Raw genomic sequence first — 16,350 nt, 5'->3', positions numbered from 1 at the left:
AGACGGCTTATTAGTGTTTTTAAAACAACAAATTACTTCACATTATTTTAACTTTAACATTGTCGCCACTAAATTCTTCGTTTACTTTATAAGTGCTATTTTTAAATGCAGTGTTTATAAAATCGAGGGCTTTAGGGCGACGCCATGGAAAAAAGTAAACTTCGTACTTTTCGCAGTAGGATTTTATCCCACATAGCCTTGCCTCTCATTTTAATTATGGCGAGTGTTTATGGTGTAAACGCTTGGTTTAGTTATATCTCCTCAGAGAATCGGCTTTACCATAGCCTGACACAAGAGGCGAGTCATTCAGCTTCTCGTCTGCAGTTTCTGCTCGAGCATGCGCAGGCCAACACCCAAGGTCTTGCTGATTTTATTGGTTTTTTGTCAAGTAAAGAAGACATGAATGACACTGAGAGTGTTAAAAGTGTCTTGATGAATCGAGTCAAACGTAACCCTGATTTTTTTGGCTCCGCAGTCGCGTTTAAACCTAATACCTTCCCCAATCGAAAGCTCTTTTCCCCCTATGTTTACCGCGATACAAGTGGTGGTAACGATTTACACTACCTCGATATTGGCGCCGAAGGCTACGACTATACCGATGGCACTTGGGATTGGTGGAGCAAGGCTATCAATCAAGCGAACGGTTATTGGTCAAAGGCATATTTTGATGAGGGGGCTGGGAATATTCTGATGTTGACCTATTCGGCTTCTTTTGGTGAGGTAGGCAATTATTTTGGAGTCGCCACGGTTGATTTAGCCTTAGATGGATTGCCAAAACAATTGGGGATTGCACCAAATCGTCTGGTGGTTTTAGACGATCAAGGGCGGCTTATTTATCATGTAGATAAAGAAAAAGTGCTGGCAACGACTTCAGCCCAGTGGCTCGATAAGAATAAAAATGCCGATTTTTGGACGCTACAGGATAAAAGGCTTGATGGTCAAACAAGGTTTGTTGATAACCAAGATGTTGTTTATCTTGCGAGTATTGCGACTGTACCGCAATTAAAGTGGCGTGTGATTGTATTAGCGCCAGAACAAGATTTATTCAACTCCCTGCTTGATGATCTAGCATCTATCATCCTCAATTTAAGTTTATTAACCCTCTTATTATTGCTGACCTGTTATCTCGCGGCGAAACGGTTAACTCGGCCGCTAGAGCTACTCGAGTCGGGTATCTTGTCCTTTGGACAGGGTAAAACTCAGCAGCTCATTGTACCTAAAGGTGCCGTGAGTGAAATTGTGACGCTGAGTACTACCTTCAATCAAATGGCGGAATTACTCGCAGAACGTGAACAAGCCATTCTTGATTCCCGCGGTAATCGCTTTGCGCGCCTAATTGATGGCATGAGTGAAAAGTCTTTCTACTGCTCCCTCGAACCCAATGGTCAACTCGCCCAGGTTAGTGAGGGGGTAACTAAGGTGTTGGGGATTACCCCTGATTTGCTTAAGCGCAAATATCAAAGGCTCTTCTCGGCTAATCCTCTCAATGAGAAGAACTGGGAATATACCGATTTAGCCTTAAAGGGCCAAAATGTGCCTTCGCATCAAGTTGAAATGCTGGATGAAAAAGGGCATTTGAGAAGGCTCGATGTGTTTATGCAGCCGTTGTTATCAGATACTGGTGAGTTAATGTCGGTGGAGATGTTATTTACCGATGTTACTGAGCAGTTTTCAGCGGCAGTCTGGTCAAATGCCGTACTAGAAGCCGCTCCAGAGGCCATGCTCATTGTCGACGAACTTGGGAAAATCGTCTTTACTAACAGTCGCTGTCAGCAGCTCTTTGGATACGAAACGGGCGCTATGCTGGGTTTGCAGGTTGAGGCGTTATTGCCGCAAGAGTTAGGAAACGGGCATGTACTTGAGCGACAAACATTCCTGCGCGAAGGCCGCGATAGAGGCATGGCAAATGCCCGTCATGTACGGGCGTTAAAAGCCGATGGTAATGAATTTATTGCGGAAATAGCGCTGAGTATTCTTCCCCCTGCCTTTGATGGACAAAGGCAAGTGGCGGCTTCAATACGCGATATGACACAAAAACTGGCCGTTGAGCAGAAGATTCGTGATAGCGAACAGCGTTTTCGTGGCTTAGTGACTAATATTCCCGGCGCCGTTTATCGGACTCGTATCGCGGATGTATGGTTCATGGAATATATCAGTGACAATATTGCTGAGATTACGGGTTATGCAGCGAGTCAGTTTATTGAAAATCGCCAACGTACTTTTGCTTCGCTGATTTTAGAAGAGGATCGGCCTACATGTCATTTGCATATTGATAGGGCACTCGCGCAGCAAGAAACCTTTGAAGTGGAATATCGTATCCGCCATCGCGATGGCAGTGTGCGCTGGGTGCATGAGAAAGGTAAGGCAAGTTATACCGAAGAGGGCGTTCCACTTTGGTTCGACGGCAGTATTGATGACATCACAGAGAGTAAACTTGCTATAGGGCAGTTGGAGGCTTCGCGCCTGCAATTGACCAATATTACAGAGTCTATTCCTTGTACCGTGTACCAATTGTTGTGGCACTCGCCTACTGATCGCAGATTTACCTTTCTCTCTGGTGCGGCAATGAAAATGCTGGGGCTGCATCGCGATGATCTAATGAGTAATTTTGACATCATAGCTGAGCGGATTTTTGATGAAGAAAGGCCCGATGTCGTGCGGGCATTGTCGGGTCAGAGTGAAGACAGACTGCAATGGATACGCGAGTTTCGTTATCGCCATCCCAATGGCAGCATACGTTGGATGGAGGCGGGTGCGAGCGGCCATGTAGAAGAGGATGGCGCCATTACTTGGAATGGGTATGTAATGGACATTACCCAACGCAAGAGCATAGAACAAGAGTTAGCCCTCAGTGAAGCGCACTTTAAGGCACTGTTCGATGGTGCGACCATTGGTATCGTCAATGTGGATGTTAAAGGCGTTATCTTAGATTGTAATGACCAATTCTGTGCCGATATGGCGCGGTCACGGGAGAGTTTACGCAATACCGCAATTTTTGAGGTCCTTAGCGCGCAAGATAAGCATATTGCCAAGGCGCAATTTAAGGAATTGGTCGGTGGAAAAATTGACCATTATCGTGGCGAGAGGAGTTTTATTCGTCCTTCCGGTGCGCCTTTATGGATGACGGTCAATGTGTCGGCATTGTTAGATGCCCAAGGACAATTTGAATCGGCTGTGATCAGCATGGTCGATATGACAGAGCTTAAATTGCTCTCCGATGAACTGTTACTTGCCAAAGAGCAAGCCGATGCCGCCAGTAAAGCAAAGGGTGACTTCTTGGCGAATATGTCCCACGAAATACGCACCCCAATGAATGCCATTATTGGCATGTCCCAGCTGTGCTTACAGACCGAATTAGATAAAAAACAGAAAAACTATGTGGAGAAGATTGAGAGGGCATCGCAGTCTTTACTGTCTATTATCAATGACATTCTGGATTTCTCTAAGATTGAAGCGGGTAAGCTCGACATCGAATCTGTGCCATTTCAGCTCGATACTATGCTGGAAGATCTCAGCGATATGTTCTCTGAGAAAGCCGCACATAAGCAGATTGAATTGTTATTTGCAGTCGCCCCTAACGTGCCGCGTTATTTATATGGTGATTCGCTACGCTTAGGTCAAGTGTTGATTAACTTGATGAATAACGACATTAAATTCACCGAGCGGGGTGAAGTATTACTGTCGTTAAATCTTGTTGAACAGCAAGATGATGATGTCGTGCTGCGTTTTAGTGTGCGTGATAGCGGCATAGGCTTAACTGAGCAGCAGCAAGCAAAATTATTTAAATCCTTTACCCAAGCGGATACTTCAACCACCCGTAAATACGGTGGTACAGGCTTAGGCTTGGCTATTTGCAAGCAACTCGTTGAACTCATGGGGGGCAATATTGGTGTCGAAAGTCAATTTGGTCATGGCAGCACCTTCTATTTCACTGTGAAGTTACAAATTTCCGAGGGCCAAAAATTAGTGCTTGAGCAAGAGCTTGAGGGCATGTCTGTGCTGGTGGTAGATGATAACGCGACCGCTAGGGACATAATGCGTACAACGCTCGAAAGTATGGGCTTTAGAGTCGATACGGTTCGTTCAGGTGAAGAAGCAATAAGCCGCTGTTTACTGCAGACCTATGAAGTGGCATTAATCGATTGGAAAATGCCCAGTATGGACGGGTTAGAAACCGCCCGTCAGATCCAACTACAGGCTAAGTCTCAGCCTAAGATCTTGATGGTATCCGCCCATGCGAATCATGAATTTATCACTCAAATTGAGCAATTAGCACTGGCGGGGTACATCAGTAAACCCATCAGCGCCTCACGCATGCTCGATGGCATAATGAATGCGATTGGCCGTGAAGGCATATTGCCAGTCAGACGCCGTACCGAAGACCTGGCGCCGCAGTTATTATTACCACTTCAAGGGAAGCGTATCTTATTAGTGGAAGATAACGAGATGAATCTCGAAGTCGCCAGCGAGTTTTTAGAGCAAGTGGGGATTATTTTATCCATAGCGACCAATGGACAAATTGCCTTAGATAAGCTATCCCAACAGCATTTCGATCTAGTGTTAATGGACTGTCAAATGCCGGTGATGGATGGTTATCAAGCCACTAAAGCGATAAGGAAAAGGCCTGAGTTGGCAAATTTACCTGTCGTCGCTATGACTGCGAATGCGATGGCTGGTGATAGAGATATGTGTCTTCGGGCTGGGATGAATGACCATATTGCCAAGCCCATAGAAGTGAATGTGCTCTATCAAACCCTATTGAAATACCTCGGATCTTCTTCTGGAATTTCTGCTGCGATAAGGGCGGAAGCCTCAACTCGGTTAACTTCGTCCAGCGCACAGGGTGAAGTCAGCAATGGCGCTGATCAAACGGTATTGCTCAAATGGCCAGAACACCCTGAGCTGGATATCGATAGAGGTTTGCAACTGGTGCAGCATTCGACGCGTCTTTATCAACGAATCTTTGATCGTTTTGTGAGCAGTCAACGTAATGTCGTGGAGCAGGTTCGCAAAGCCATCGCGGCGAATCAAGTCGAAGATGCGGTGCGTATCGCCCACACCCTTAAAGGCTTAGCGGGTAATTTAAGTTCGGCAAAATTGGTGGAATTAGCGCGTTTGCTTGAGTTGCATTTAACAGAGAAAGCGCCCTATGAAGATGAGTTAGTTCAAATTCAACCGCTAGTGGCCTCTATCTGCGATGCGATTGAACAGGCTAAGCCTGTGATAGTGAATCAAGCCGAGCCTCAAGCGGTGGACTTGCTATCAGATGAGGACTTGAGAGCCGCATTACGGGTCTTACGTCAGAATCTAGATGAAGCCGATGCCAGCGCTGTGGCAAAAATTGATGCGTTAAAGCCGCAGGTAAGTAGTGCGATGTGGCAAACATTAAGCCCCGCTTTATCTATGATTAACCAGTATCAGTTTGATGAGGCAATCGACTTAATTGACGATGTGATTACACAGTTAGGATAGAAAGCGGTAGCGCGAATTTATAATGCGTGACATTGAGTGGAGTTGTTAATGGAAAAAGCAACAATATTAGTCGTCGATGATACACCTGAGAATATTGATATTTTGATTGGTATTCTAGGTGATGATTACAAAGTCAAAGTGGCGATCGATGGGCCAAGGGCATTAGCGTTAGTGACAAAATCGCGGCCTGACTTGATTCTACTCGATGTCATGATGCCAGGTATGAATGGCTATGAGGTCTGCAAGCTGCTAAAGCAAGAGCCGCTGACCAGCCATATTCCGGTGATCTTCGTGACCGCCTTATCTGAAATTGCTGATGAAGCCCAAGGTTTTGCATTGGGCGCGGTGGATTACATTACTAAGCCTGTCAGTGCGCCTGTCGTTAAAGCGCGGGTTAAAACGCATCTTGCGCTCTATGATCAAAAACGTCTACTTGAACAACAAGTTAAAGTTCGTACTCACGAATTAGAAGAAACCCGTTTCGAGATTATCCGTCGTCTTGGCCGTGCCGCTGAATACAAGGACAACGAGACGGGTTTGCATGTTGTGCGCATGAGTCATTACGCTCGCATATTAGCGATAAAGCTCGGCTTACCGACGACCTTTTGTGACTTGATTTTTAATGCGGCGCCTATGCACGATATTGGTAAAATCGGTACGCCCGATGCAGTGCTGAAAAAGCCAGGGAAACTTGATGCGCAGGAATGGGAAATTATGCAGCAGCACGCTGCCATAGGTGCAGAGATTATTGGTGAACATAGCGATCCGTTATTGCAAATGGCCCGTCGTATCGCCTTAACTCACCATGAGAAGTGGGATGGTTCAGGTTACCCCAATGGCTTGGTAGGCGAAGAAATTCCCCTTGAAGGGCGTATCACCGCGATTGCGGATGTGTTCGATGCGCTAACTTCGCAACGGCCTTACAAGCAGGCTTGGACGATTGAAGCAACTATGGAGCTATTTGAAAATCAAGCGGGAAAACATTTCGATCCTAAGCTGGTGGAGGAGTTCAAGCAAATCCTGCCTGTATAGACTCTTAAATAATGATCAGAAACCAATTAAATCGAGATTAGATAAAATTTGGCCTGAATAAATGAGATCGATTGAGGAGCGGCGCGGGTTTGCTGGGCGAGTTGTCCAGGCTACCGCGCCGTTTTTGTATCTGATTGGTGCGATCTCAATTTTGATCAATGGCGATCCAATTTAGGCAAATGCCGCTAAAAAAGTGATCACTGTGATTTAAACCTATGTGACGTTTAAAAGAGGTTTAAATTTTAATCCCCAATATCCTTCGAGATGTGAACAACCTGCCCAACAACTTGAAAGCCGTGCTGCTCATCCATTGGGACTTCTATAGGGTCATACAACTTATTATCACTTAGTAAGCGCCAGGCGTTAGGCATAACCTGCACGCGTTTTACCCATAGTTGGTTCTCATTGCGGATGACAAAGATATTACCGTCGGTGAGTTCGGTGCGCTGCATGTTAATTAGCAAGGTGTTGTTGTTGCTAATGATGGGCTCCATGCTATCGCCCTTGGCCCACACTACGACTAAGTCCTTTTCAGTAAAGCCACGCCATTTAAGCCATCGCTTTCTAAAAGCCAGATGGCGACTAGGCTCAATGTCATCCGAACCTTCACTTCCCCAGCCAGCAGATACTTGAATGCTATAGCCTGGTATCAAGGCAAACTCAGATAGAAAGTCATTGTTAGCTTTATAAGCCCCACACCTTCCCTCCATGATTTGTTCTTGATGGCCAGACTCAATAATTCCATTTGGATACTTTGGCCCTTTACCTGTAGCAAGCCATTCAACGGTCACTCCAGCAGCCTCAGCTATTGCCACAAGTCTTTCAACGTTCGGCGTTGAATCGTTCTCGACATATTTCTTTATTACTGGTGGTGACAAATTCGCTCTCAATGCAAATGAACGAATACTTTCATCGCCAATAACAAGACTTAACCTATCGCAAAAACGTTCATGTTTATCATTAAAACTTGAATGCGATCGTTCATGTTTATTTTCTTCGTTCATGTTTTCTCTAAACCGTTGATTTAAAAACAAACGTGTTTACCTGATGGATAAAAATCACAAAAATGAACATGAATGTTTGAATTTAACTTGAAATCAAACGTGTTCATGAATATATTTGTGTTATCTTTTTAGTAAATCTCACAAACAAAAGGGCAAAAAAATGGATAAGCAAAAACCTATCCCAAACCCAAAAAATGATTGGCATCACGCAGACATTATTGCCGCCCTCAAAAAACAAGGTACCAACTTAACCCAAGTAGCAAAGGCTGCTGGGTACAGTAATGCGGGTACATTGTGGAATGCCTTAGCAAGAAAGTGGCCTAAAGGCGAACGCATTATCGCCACTGCGATTGGTGTTGAACCAAACGTAATTTGGCCAAGCCGCTATTTACATCCTAACAAAAGCACCAAAAGCAATGTTAGCACAAATGATTGTGTAAACGCACAAAAGGAGGTCGCATGATTTCATTTGTGTTCACTTCTCTTTCATATCTGCACTTGATCAATGGTAGTCAGGCGATCGCAATTTTCATATCTGCAAGATCTGGCTTTGTTTGGAACACCTCTTTAAAGGCATAACCCAATGAGTAGACGCAACTGGAAAAAGGTACGAGCAAATAATCTGCGCCACTCGATGGAGTTGTGCTTAGAGTTTGCCCGCGAAAAACAAAACCTTTCAGTAGACCGCGTTGCCGATCTGATGGGTTTGCCTAGCAAGTGGACGCTATATAAATGGCTTGAGAATGGTCGCATTCCTGCCGTATTGATCCGCCCATTTGAGCACGCCTGTGGTGCGGATTACATGACCTTGTATATCGCTGCATCTAGCAACCGCCTCGTTATCGATATTCCCAGCGGCCGTAAAGCCACTAATACCGAAGTCAACGAACTGCAAGGCTCGTTTAGTGAAGCTATGGGATTGCTGATCCGTTTTTACCAAGGACAAAGCGCAGCCGAAGACACCATCACTGCACTTAACAATGTGATGGGTGGCATTGCCTGGCATAGCGAAAACGTCAGTAAAAGCCAAGAACCAGAGCTGGCGATGTTCGATGGAGAAAATGAATGAGCACATCACAAAAACAATGGTTTAGTGCTGCTGAATTAATCGGTTTACCTGACATGCCTGGCACGACACAAAACATTAACGCTAAAGCCAAGCGCGAAGGTTGGACATGCCGCAAACGTGAAGGCCGTGGCGGTGGTTTTGAATATCACCTCAACAGTTTACCGCCTGCCGCTAAAGCCAAGTTGCTTGCACAGCAAGGCAAGATTGAGCTTAACGGTACTGTGCTGAATGCCCCAAAACCTAAAGCAGCGCGTGAGCGTTACGATGCCGCTAGCCTTTGGCAATTGTGGGAACGTGCGGGCGAACACGCCCAGTCTGTTGCCAAAGCCAAACTGGCTTATGTGAGTGCCTTTTATGCGCTAGTTGAATCCGGTACCAACAAGATGGCTGCGTATGAACATATCGCCGTTGAGTTTGGACTTGCTGTGCCAACCCTGCGCCGTGACTGTAAAAAGGTCGAAGGCTTTGATAAAGCCGATTGGGCACCGCAGCTGCTCACTAAAAACAAAATCGCGGCGATGAATAATGCCGCTAACCGTTTAGCCCCCGTGAGTGATGAAGCGTGGGAATGCTTTAAAACTGACTTCCTGCGGTTAGAACAACCTAACTATGCAACTAGCTACATTAATTTGAAGAAGGCAGCTAAAAAGCACGGCTGGCAAGTCCCCTCGCTAGATAGCCTAAAACGCCGCTTAGATATAGAAGTGCCGCATGAGCAGCAAGTGATGTTACGCCAAGGCGAACATGCACTGATGCAACTCTACCCCGCGCAACAACGTACCGTGCTGGATATCGAGGCGATGGAGTGGATCAATGGTGACGGCTATCAACATAACGTATTTGTGCGCTGGCATAACGGTGAAATCCTGCGACCCAAAACGTGGTTTTGGGCGGATATTCGCACCCGCAAGATCCTCGCTTGGCGCGTTGGTGTGTCTGAAAATACCGACACTATTCGCCTGTCGCTAATGGATGTGGTCAATCAATACGGTATTCCTAAGCAACTTACGCTGGATAACACCCGTGCAGCCGCCAACAAGTGGATGACGGGCGGCGTACCTAACCGATATCGCTTTAAAGTGAAGCCTGACGACCCTATGGGTTTGATCCCCATGCTCGGTATTCAACTGCATTGGTCGAGCGTGATCCACGGCAAAGGCCATGGCCAAGCTAAGCCAATAGAACGCGCTTTTGGCGTGGGTGGTTTGGGCGAATTTGTAGATAAAAACATTGCCTTTGAGGGTGCATACACTGGCGCAAACCCAACGGCAAAACCCGACAACTATGGCAGCAAAGCCGTTGCTGCTGAGGTGTTTATGCGGGTGTTAGCCGAAGGCGTTCAGACTTTTAACCAAAGGCCAAACCGTGAAACTGAAGTGTGTCGCGGCGTAATGTCATTCGACGAAGCCTTTGCTGCCAGTTATCAAAATGCAACGGTGCGTAAAGCCACTGCGGAACAAAAACGCATGCTGTTACTCAGCGCCGAAGCAGTACGTGTTAGCAGCCAAGCAACGATAGTGCTCGATGCGGGCGGCGCGGTTGCCAGCCGTAAAAACCGTTATCACCACGAGGCTTTATATAGCTATGTCGGCCAGAAGATCGTCGCGCGTTTCGACCCCGATAACCTGCACGGCATGGTGGTGTGTTACACGCTGTCTGGTCTGCTGATCTGTGAGGCCAACTGTATTCAAGCGACTGGCTTTGGTGATACCGATGCCGCCCGCGAACACACTCGCCACCGTACCCAATTCACCAAGGCTAATAAGTTAGCTGCCAAAGCACATAAGCGCATGAGCAACCTTGAAGCCGCTGAGTTAATGCGCGGTGTTGAACCTGAGCCGCCATTAACGCCAGCAGCCACCGAGATGGTGCATATCCGTCACGGCAATACCGTGCGCACTGTCGCCGCCCAGCCAGAGGCTGAAAACTTTGAAGAGGCCTTTGCACTCGGCGTATCGGCATTGTTTGCCGAGAAAAATAAAAACCGACTTTAACACCCGTTTAAACCCAACTTAATCAGCTCTTACCCGAAATGGAAAAGGAAAAAATATCATGAACAAGGTTGTCAGTATTTCTCAATCAGAAGTGAAACCAGACCAACAGCAGCAGGTTATCGACACCATTAAAGGGATGATCGATAGCAAAAAAGTCACCCAGACGAAACTGGCAAAAGAGATAGATATGAGCACTAGCGTGATCAGCCAGTACCTCAACGGTAAATATGATGGCGTCGGTGGCGATGCTGCGGGTGTGGCTGAAAAGCTCAGCGCTTGGTTAGCCCTGCAGACGAACCGCGCCACAAACCCTGTCGCACCTAAGTTTGTACAAACTCAAACTGCAAACCAAATCCATACCGCACTAGCCTATGCCCATGCAGCTGAGTGTATCAGCGTGGTATTTGGTGCCTCGGGCGTAGGTAAAACCACAGCGGCTAAACACTACGCCAACGATAACCCTAACGTGTGGATGATCACCGCTTCACCCAGCGCATCCAGCCTCAGCGAATGCTTGTATGAACTGGCATTAGAACTCGGTATGGACGATGCACCGCGCCGCAAAGGCCCATTGGCTCGTGCCATTAAGCGCCGTCTCATGGGTACAGGAGGACTCGTGATCATCGATGAGGCGGATCATTTGGATTACGCCACCCTCGAAGAACTGCGCATTTTGCAGGAACAAACCCAAGTCGGCATGGTGCTGGTCGGTAATAACCGCGTTTATGCACAGCTAACGGGTGGCCGCCGCAATGAAGATTTTGCCCGCTTGTTTAGCCGTATCGCCAAAAAAGTCGGCATTCATAAAGCCAAGAAAAACGATGTGACCGCCATTGCCACCGCTTGGGGGATTCACGGCGACAGCGAACGCGCCCTGATGACCGTGATATCTGAAAAGCCTGGTGCGCTGCGTCTGCTCAATCAAACCCTACGCCTCGCCGCCATGATGGCCAGCGGCAGCAATAGCGCCATTGGCGTTAACCATTTACGTGCCGCCTTTAAAGACCTCGAAGGCGTGGAATAAGCCCGTTACCTAACCCGTTTAAGCATAAGCAAGGAGCAAGACATGAGACACCAAAACCCTAAATTCGATGTGATTAGCGCCCTAAGACTGCGCGGTATGAAGGTAATCCACAGTGGCGTGAAAGTCGTGCAAATCGACAAGCCAACCGCTGATTTTCGCCGCATGGCTGTGGACATTATCGAGAACATTAAAGGCATTCGTCGCCGTTGTATGGCGGTGCAATTTCACGGCGTCACCGTGCGTTGGGAAGAGTAGATATGGATGACTTTATTTGTTTAGAGGTTGATAGAGAGTTTGACGGCCAAGCAGGGATGTTCCTTTGGTGGGGTGATACAAGTGAGCCGAATGAGATGACCTTTTACTTCACCAATAGAGCGCAGTGGCGCGCCATTAACTCTATAGCTAGAACCATCGCTCGCTATGGATATTGCCGAGTAAAGGTTGATGATTCGTTCCAATTAATCGAACCAAATGACGGTTCAGTAATATCAATTAATTCATAAGGGATAAGCACATGGCCAAGCTGATTATTGAAATTAACGATGCGGCGATTGATGACGTTTGCGGCATCGAATGCAGCATGAAGATAGAAGCTGCACCTGAAAGTGAACGAAAACTTTCTGATGCCACCGTCTTAGTTCTCGCAAAAACAATGAAAAATATATTGCCAGAAATCACCAAGGCATTAGTTGAACAAAACGCTGGTCGCAAAGTAATGAGTACCGAAGTGGTTCAGGGCCAGTCTTTATCTCAGATGCTAGACGAACACACCGCATCTAGAAAAGCACATTAATTAAGGAATGAATATGAACACCCAAGATATTTCAAACCACAACCAAGCCGCTATTCCGCAGGGCTACCGCAAAAACGCTGTAGGCGATTTGGTTCATGAAGATCGTATTAAGGCCGTGGACAAACTGCGCGATGAAGTGGTGCTGGCTATTGTCGGTTCAGCCAAAGAACTGCGTGAACAGATGCTTAATTTCAAACTGATGACGATGGCGAAAATTGATGGCTTTGCCGAACTATCGGCCAGTGAATATGGCGTTAAGGTCGGTGGCAGTAAGGGCAATATTTTACTTACTAGCTTTGATGGCAAGTACCAAGTGCGCCGTGCAGTGGGTGAACACCGCGTATTTGATGAGCGCATTCAAACCGCTAAAACCTTGATTGATGATTGCATTAAAAGTTGGAGCGGTGGCGCGGATACCCGTCTGATGGCCATGGTTGAGCATGCCTTTCGGGTAAACCAACAAGGTCGTATCGACGTTAACCAAGTGCTCAGTCTGCGCCAGCTGGATATCGACGATGCCAACTGGAAACGGGCCATGGACGCTATAGCCGATGCGATTCAAATCACAGGCACTAGCCAGTACCTGCGCTTATATGAGCGTCAGCCTAATGGCAAATACACCCAACTACCACTGGATATCAGCACCCTTTAGGGTGGGCAAGGAGCACATCATGACACTCAGCACACAATCGGGCATTCAACACCTATTCGATGACAACCAAGCCGCACTCGATCGGGTGGCGTTTCAATTACGCCAAGCGACCTTACTTGAAGCCAGCTTTGACAATCTGCGCAGCGAGCTCAGTGGCCTAGCCGCTGAAAGGCCGCATTACTGTTTGATGATGTGCGCCGCGCTGCTCAATGCGCTCAAGGAGTTAAGCCAAGAGTTTGCAGGCGAACGCCGCGCTGTGATCGGTTTCTTTATGGAAAAGTCACTCAACAACTTAGGGCTACTAGCAACAGCGGGCTAGAGCCCAAGACCCAGCGAAACACTGGCGGCCTAGGTCGCTAGTGTCTATCCAGCGTAGTGGCTGGGTACTGATGAGCAGCTAAGGAGTATTGTTATGAATCGTGTTCCTCTAATCCGCCTTGGATCACGCCCTGAAACCATGTCGGCTTCGGCGTTATCTCGCTATCTTGCGCTTTTTGAAACAATTCAAGTAAAGCGCCAGATTCAGCCTTTTGTGACAGCAAGCGGTAACGTTCAAGCAAGCGATGCCCCATGTTTCCTATCTGATGATCTTCAAGTGAATCGATCAGACTAGATAGCTGCCGTTCTAGTAATCCTGGTTCAATCGCGTTTTGGCTTAAGAGGTTGAAGTAAAGGCTATCCAGTAGACCTGTTAAAGGCTGAGTGAGTTGTTCATTCATCATCTCGTACATTACTTGAATGATGGTTTCATGATCATTTTCGGTCAGCATTTTTTTCTCCGTTGTGATTATTGGTTGGCGCCTTAACCATGACTGAGAAATTAGGCGGGGGCAACCCCGCCACCTTTTGCGAAACGCCGATAGGCGTCTATCCGATGTAGTGATCGGGTACTGATGAGCAGCTAACAAAATGAACTCATTTTAAGAGCGAATGAAATGACACCCTATGCTAAACGCTTACTCAAATATGCCATTGCGAACTGCCCAGTTAGGCCCGTTCGTAAGGGGAAAACTAAGGCAGAACTGCTCGCCGATCGTGAGCTTTGGGCTGTTAACTTTTTAAATGCAGCAACACCGAATTGGCAGCAGCTTAAGAGTCAGCCTAAAGCCATCAAGATAGTATCCAGTGCGACAACCGATGAGGATGACGAATGTTAGAAACTAATCAAAAAGCCCCTGTGCATGCTAATGCGCAGGCGCACCCAGTCGCTCAACACAAGAAGCGCCTGATCACTTTAATCAATGTGGCTAAGGGATCATTACAGCTCGATGAAGCCATCTACCGCGCCATGCTGAAAAATGCCACGGGTAAAGACTCCTTGCGGGCAATGAACTTGCCAGAGCTTGAACAGGCGCTAGAAGTGTTTAAACAAAAGGGCTTTAAACCTACTGTAACCAACAATAAAACAGCGGTTAAACGCCGTTTAAGTCCTGCGGCGGGTAAAAGCAAATTGGCCAGCATAGATAAAATACGTGCCATTTGGATCACCATGGGCCACCACTTAGTTATCCAGGATAACAGTGAATCGGCGCTTGATGCCTATGTGCGTCGCATGACGCTACGCAGTAAAAATGAGGGCGTTGATGCCACCCCATGGATGACAGAACCGCAAGCCTACAAGGTACTTGAAAGTCTGAAAAACTGGCATAAGCGCGTACTTATCGAGCGCATTATTGCCCGTGGTGAGCGTTTAAAAATGAATGAAAACGGCACTCGCCCTGCAAGTTATGAAGTGATTGTTGCCCAGTATGAGGGCCACCTATGAAACTCTGCCGTTGCCCTGTATGCCACAGTAATATCCACTTAGATGCCTTAGTGAATGACGATGCGGCGCGCGAGCTGCTCGCCACACTTGCACCGATGGACGGTGCCACTGGGCGGATTCTAATGAACTACATCGGCTTATTCCGCCCCGTAAAAAGCGACTTGAGTTTTAACCGTGCGCTCACACTGGTGAACGACACACTGGCGCTAACCTCAAACCGAGACTGGTTACGTGCGGCGTTAGAAGAGACGGTGATCAAGCTTCGCGCTGCCAGAACCGAAGGCAATGCAAGACCACTAACCAACCACAATTACTTAAAAAAAGTGCTAGAAAGCATTAGCCAGCACTCAATTACCCCTGTCGCTGCGCCCGCTGCAAACGCAAAGCCAAGCTATGAGATCACCAGCTATGGCCGTCCTGAAAGCTTGGCTGAAACTAAAGCCAAGTTTGATGCACAGATGGCGCAATTTAAGGCAAAAGCTAAGAAGACCAAGGCAACAGAACAAGGAGGCACCAATGCTGAATGAACAAGGTGAACAGCTGGATTTGCTTTCGACCAGTGCCGCTGAACTTGAGCAAGCATTGGCGACATTAGCCACACTCAAGCCAGATGAACGTGAAGATTTTATTCGCCGCTGGCCATCGACCCTGCAAAGCTTATGCGATGTGATGCGAGTGACGCTTAAGCAACATAATATTGTCGATGCAGATAATGTGAGCGAAGCCTTAGCGACCAGTTTGAGTGCGTATTTAGGTGGCCGTGACGTATATATTCCCAACGGAGAACGTCTTAAAAATGCCCTGCGCGATATTCGAATTTGGCGCGAGTTTAAGGGCAACAACCTTGAGCAATTAAGCCGCGATTATGGCTTAACCGAGCGAAGAGTGAGCGAGATTGTGGCCGAACAGCGCGCGGCATTTGTCGCAAGAAAGCAAAGGCGGTTGTTTTGAAATCGAATCTATATCACAGGGCTACCAATAGGTAGCCCTTTTTATTCGTCTATTTTGGCGATAAACTCAGCAAAAAGTAACGCGAAGTATTGAGAATTAATAGGACGTTGAATCATGGTGAAATGGACATTACTGACCGCATTAGTACTAGGTATCAACAGCTTTGCTGTAAAAGCTGAAATTTTTAAATGTACTATTGATGGCGTTGAGACTTATAGCCAAATGCCTTGTGCTGACGATGCCGAGGTAGTTGAAGTTAAGCCTTCACAAAATGAACCTAAACCGTTTGATACTTATGACCTTGTGCAAGAATGTGTTGAGTTACTTAAAACAGAATATCAATGGAAAGACCGCCAGTCTTTACGAGTTGAATCGCATCGAACTGATATTATTGAAGATGGGAGCGGTTTGAGAAAGGTGCTTATTCTCAGTATTAATGCTAGAAACAGTTATGGGGCTTATGCCGGAACAGATGACTATCGTTGTTTTTTAAATCATACAGGTAAGAAACTTAGCCCATTTCAGCAAAGTATTCCTGAGCGAGTCATTCAGCCATAACTAATCCCGAAACCTTTCCAATCCGCTCCAAACCCT

At 46.9% G+C, this 16,350-nt stretch carries 18 protein-coding genes and 2 other RNA genes; 18 read left to right on the top strand and 2 right to left on the bottom strand.

The genetic code is table 11. The annotated features are described in order from the left end of the window. The first annotated feature begins 144 nt into the window (after nucleotides 1-144). Nucleotides 145-5,472: a PAS domain S-box protein gene (locus L5M40_RS09710; protein WP_263256601.1), complete on the top strand. Its 5,328-nt coding sequence runs from the start codon at nucleotides 145-147 to the stop codon at nucleotides 5,470-5,472. A gap of 48 nt (nucleotides 5,473-5,520) precedes the next feature. Continuing rightward, complete coding sequence (locus tag L5M40_RS09705; protein WP_263256599.1) at nucleotides 5,521-6,504, top strand: two-component system response regulator; 984 nt, start codon at nucleotides 5,521-5,523, stop codon at nucleotides 6,502-6,504. Nucleotides 6,505-6,746: 242 nt separating this feature from the next. On the opposite strand, the gene L5M40_RS09700 is transcribed toward L5M40_RS09705, so the two are convergent. Continuing rightward, on the bottom strand, nucleotides 6,747-7,508 hold the full coding sequence (locus L5M40_RS09700) for an XRE family transcriptional regulator (RefSeq protein WP_263256597.1): 762 nt from the start codon (nucleotides 7,506-7,508) through the stop codon (nucleotides 6,747-6,749). Between the two features lie 160 nt (nucleotides 7,509-7,668). Here L5M40_RS09700 and L5M40_RS09695 point away from each other — a divergent pair, with 160 nt between their 5' ends. The 10 genes from L5M40_RS09695 to L5M40_RS09650 all read left to right on the top strand — a co-directional run bounded on the left by L5M40_RS09695 (nucleotide 7,669) and on the right by L5M40_RS09650 (nucleotide 13,443). Beyond that, nucleotides 7,669-7,971 carry a transcriptional regulator gene (locus L5M40_RS09695; RefSeq protein ID WP_263256595.1) on the top strand — a complete coding sequence of 101 codons (303 nt, stop codon included), beginning with the start codon at nucleotides 7,669-7,671 and terminating at the stop codon, nucleotides 7,969-7,971. Nucleotides 7,972-8,091: 120 nt separating this feature from the next. Beyond that, entirely contained in the window at nucleotides 8,092-8,577 is a 486-nt protein-coding gene (locus L5M40_RS09690) for a hypothetical protein (RefSeq protein ID WP_131525295.1), read from the top strand. Next, nucleotides 8,574-10,571 carry a transposase domain-containing protein gene (locus tag L5M40_RS09685; protein ID WP_263256593.1) on the top strand — a complete coding sequence of 666 codons (1,998 nt, stop codon included), beginning with the start codon at nucleotides 8,574-8,576 and terminating at the stop codon, nucleotides 10,569-10,571. Before L5M40_RS09690 ends, L5M40_RS09685 begins: the two co-directional genes overlap by 4 nt. A gap of 58 nt (nucleotides 10,572-10,629) precedes the next feature. Continuing rightward, nucleotides 10,630-11,595, top strand: coding sequence for an AAA family ATPase (locus L5M40_RS09680; RefSeq protein WP_263256592.1), 966 nt, complete (start codon nucleotides 10,630-10,632; stop codon nucleotides 11,593-11,595). Nucleotides 11,596-11,637: 42 nt separating this feature from the next. Next, nucleotides 11,638-11,850 carry a hypothetical protein gene (locus L5M40_RS09675; protein WP_131525301.1) on the top strand — a complete coding sequence of 71 codons (213 nt, stop codon included), beginning with the start codon at nucleotides 11,638-11,640 and terminating at the stop codon, nucleotides 11,848-11,850. Between the two features lie 2 nt (nucleotides 11,851-11,852). Next, the gene (locus tag L5M40_RS09670; RefSeq protein WP_263256590.1) at nucleotides 11,853-12,098 is read left to right on the top strand and encodes a hypothetical protein; all 246 of its coding nucleotides are present in this window, start codon (nucleotides 11,853-11,855) and stop codon (nucleotides 12,096-12,098) included. 11 nt (nucleotides 12,099-12,109) lie between these two features. Then, nucleotides 12,110-12,388, top strand: a complete 279-nt coding sequence (locus tag L5M40_RS09665) for a hypothetical protein (RefSeq protein ID WP_173247647.1) — start codon at nucleotides 12,110-12,112, stop codon at nucleotides 12,386-12,388. A gap of 13 nt (nucleotides 12,389-12,401) precedes the next feature. Next, a complete protein-coding gene (locus L5M40_RS09660; RefSeq protein ID WP_263256587.1) occupies nucleotides 12,402-13,040 on the top strand; it encodes a DUF3164 family protein in 639 nt (212 codons plus the stop codon). Between the two features lie 19 nt (nucleotides 13,041-13,059). Continuing rightward, the gene (locus L5M40_RS09655; protein WP_131525304.1) at nucleotides 13,060-13,359 is read left to right on the top strand and encodes a hypothetical protein; all 300 of its coding nucleotides are present in this window, start codon (nucleotides 13,060-13,062) and stop codon (nucleotides 13,357-13,359) included. Between the two features lie 11 nt (nucleotides 13,360-13,370). After that, an RNA gene (locus tag L5M40_RS09650) (hammerhead ribozyme type II) lies at nucleotides 13,371-13,443 on the top strand. A 7-nt stretch (nucleotides 13,444-13,450) separates the two neighbouring features. On the opposite strand, the gene L5M40_RS09645 is transcribed toward L5M40_RS09650, so the two are convergent. Continuing rightward, nucleotides 13,451-13,810: a hypothetical protein gene (locus tag L5M40_RS09645; protein ID WP_263256586.1), complete on the bottom strand. Its 360-nt coding sequence runs from the start codon at nucleotides 13,808-13,810 to the stop codon at nucleotides 13,451-13,453. Nucleotides 13,811-13,886: 76 nt separating this feature from the next. Here L5M40_RS09645 and L5M40_RS09640 point away from each other — a divergent pair. From L5M40_RS09640 to L5M40_RS09615, 6 genes are all read left to right on the top strand, one after another. After that, nucleotides 13,887-13,947: hammerhead ribozyme type II (locus L5M40_RS09640), an RNA gene on the top strand. A 28-nt stretch (nucleotides 13,948-13,975) separates the two neighbouring features. After that, nucleotides 13,976-14,197, top strand: a complete 222-nt coding sequence (locus L5M40_RS09635; RefSeq protein ID WP_131524992.1) for a hypothetical protein — start codon at nucleotides 13,976-13,978, stop codon at nucleotides 14,195-14,197. Then, entirely contained in the window at nucleotides 14,191-14,805 is a 615-nt protein-coding gene (locus tag L5M40_RS09630) for a gp16 family protein (RefSeq protein ID WP_263256584.1), read from the top strand. The genes L5M40_RS09635 and L5M40_RS09630 overlap by 7 nt, the downstream gene beginning before the upstream one ends. Next, entirely contained in the window at nucleotides 14,802-15,332 is a 531-nt protein-coding gene (locus L5M40_RS09625) for a hypothetical protein (protein ID WP_263256583.1), read from the top strand. Before L5M40_RS09630 ends, L5M40_RS09625 begins: the two co-directional genes overlap by 4 nt. Then, nucleotides 15,322-15,756, top strand: coding sequence for a Mor transcription activator family protein (locus L5M40_RS09620; protein ID WP_063884370.1), 435 nt, complete (start codon nucleotides 15,322-15,324; stop codon nucleotides 15,754-15,756). The genes L5M40_RS09625 and L5M40_RS09620 overlap by 11 nt, the downstream gene beginning before the upstream one ends. Nucleotides 15,757-15,870: 114 nt before the next feature. After that, entirely contained in the window at nucleotides 15,871-16,314 is a 444-nt protein-coding gene (locus tag L5M40_RS09615; RefSeq protein WP_263178258.1) for a hypothetical protein, read from the top strand. The last annotated feature ends 36 nt before the right edge of the window (nucleotides 16,315-16,350 follow it).

The organism is Shewanella sp. SM68 (assembly GCF_025653925.1).
GTDB classification, from domain to species: domain Bacteria; phylum Pseudomonadota; class Gammaproteobacteria; order Enterobacterales; family Shewanellaceae; genus Shewanella; species Shewanella oncorhynchi.
The sequence above is the reverse complement of the archived record's forward strand: the minus strand, read 5'-3'. Positions and strand labels throughout refer to the sequence as shown.

Bases quoted from the DNA above. Each gene is read 5' to 3' on its own strand.
- L5M40_RS09710 (WP_263256601.1), top strand. From the start codon at position 145: ATGGAAAAAAGTAAACTTCGTACTTTTCGCAGTAGGATTTTATCCCAC.
- L5M40_RS09705 (WP_263256599.1), top strand. From the start codon at position 5,521: ATGGAAAAAGCAACAATATTAGTCGTCGATGATACACCTGAGAATATT.
- L5M40_RS09700 (WP_263256597.1), bottom strand. From the start codon at position 7,508: ATGAACGAAGAAAATAAACATGAACGATCGCATTCAAGTTTTAATGAT.
- L5M40_RS09695 (WP_263256595.1), top strand. From the start codon at position 7,669: ATGGATAAGCAAAAACCTATCCCAAACCCAAAAAATGATTGGCATCAC.
- L5M40_RS09690 (WP_131525295.1), top strand. From the start codon at position 8,092: ATGAGTAGACGCAACTGGAAAAAGGTACGAGCAAATAATCTGCGCCAC.
- L5M40_RS09685 (WP_263256593.1), top strand. From the start codon at position 8,574: ATGAGCACATCACAAAAACAATGGTTTAGTGCTGCTGAATTAATCGGT.
- L5M40_RS09680 (WP_263256592.1), top strand. From the start codon at position 10,630: ATGAACAAGGTTGTCAGTATTTCTCAATCAGAAGTGAAACCAGACCAA.
- L5M40_RS09675 (WP_131525301.1), top strand. From the start codon at position 11,638: ATGAGACACCAAAACCCTAAATTCGATGTGATTAGCGCCCTAAGACTG.
- L5M40_RS09670 (WP_263256590.1), top strand. From the start codon at position 11,853: ATGGATGACTTTATTTGTTTAGAGGTTGATAGAGAGTTTGACGGCCAA.
- L5M40_RS09665 (WP_173247647.1), top strand. From the start codon at position 12,110: ATGGCCAAGCTGATTATTGAAATTAACGATGCGGCGATTGATGACGTT.
- L5M40_RS09660 (WP_263256587.1), top strand. From the start codon at position 12,402: ATGAACACCCAAGATATTTCAAACCACAACCAAGCCGCTATTCCGCAG.
- L5M40_RS09655 (WP_131525304.1), top strand. From the start codon at position 13,060: ATGACACTCAGCACACAATCGGGCATTCAACACCTATTCGATGACAAC.
- L5M40_RS09645 (WP_263256586.1), bottom strand. From the start codon at position 13,810: ATGCTGACCGAAAATGATCATGAAACCATCATTCAAGTAATGTACGAG.
- L5M40_RS09635 (WP_131524992.1), top strand. From the start codon at position 13,976: ATGACACCCTATGCTAAACGCTTACTCAAATATGCCATTGCGAACTGC.
- L5M40_RS09630 (WP_263256584.1), top strand. From the start codon at position 14,191: ATGTTAGAAACTAATCAAAAAGCCCCTGTGCATGCTAATGCGCAGGCG.
- L5M40_RS09625 (WP_263256583.1), top strand. From the start codon at position 14,802: ATGAAACTCTGCCGTTGCCCTGTATGCCACAGTAATATCCACTTAGAT.
- L5M40_RS09620 (WP_063884370.1), top strand. From the start codon at position 15,322: ATGCTGAATGAACAAGGTGAACAGCTGGATTTGCTTTCGACCAGTGCC.
- L5M40_RS09615 (WP_263178258.1), top strand. From the start codon at position 15,871: ATGGTGAAATGGACATTACTGACCGCATTAGTACTAGGTATCAACAGC.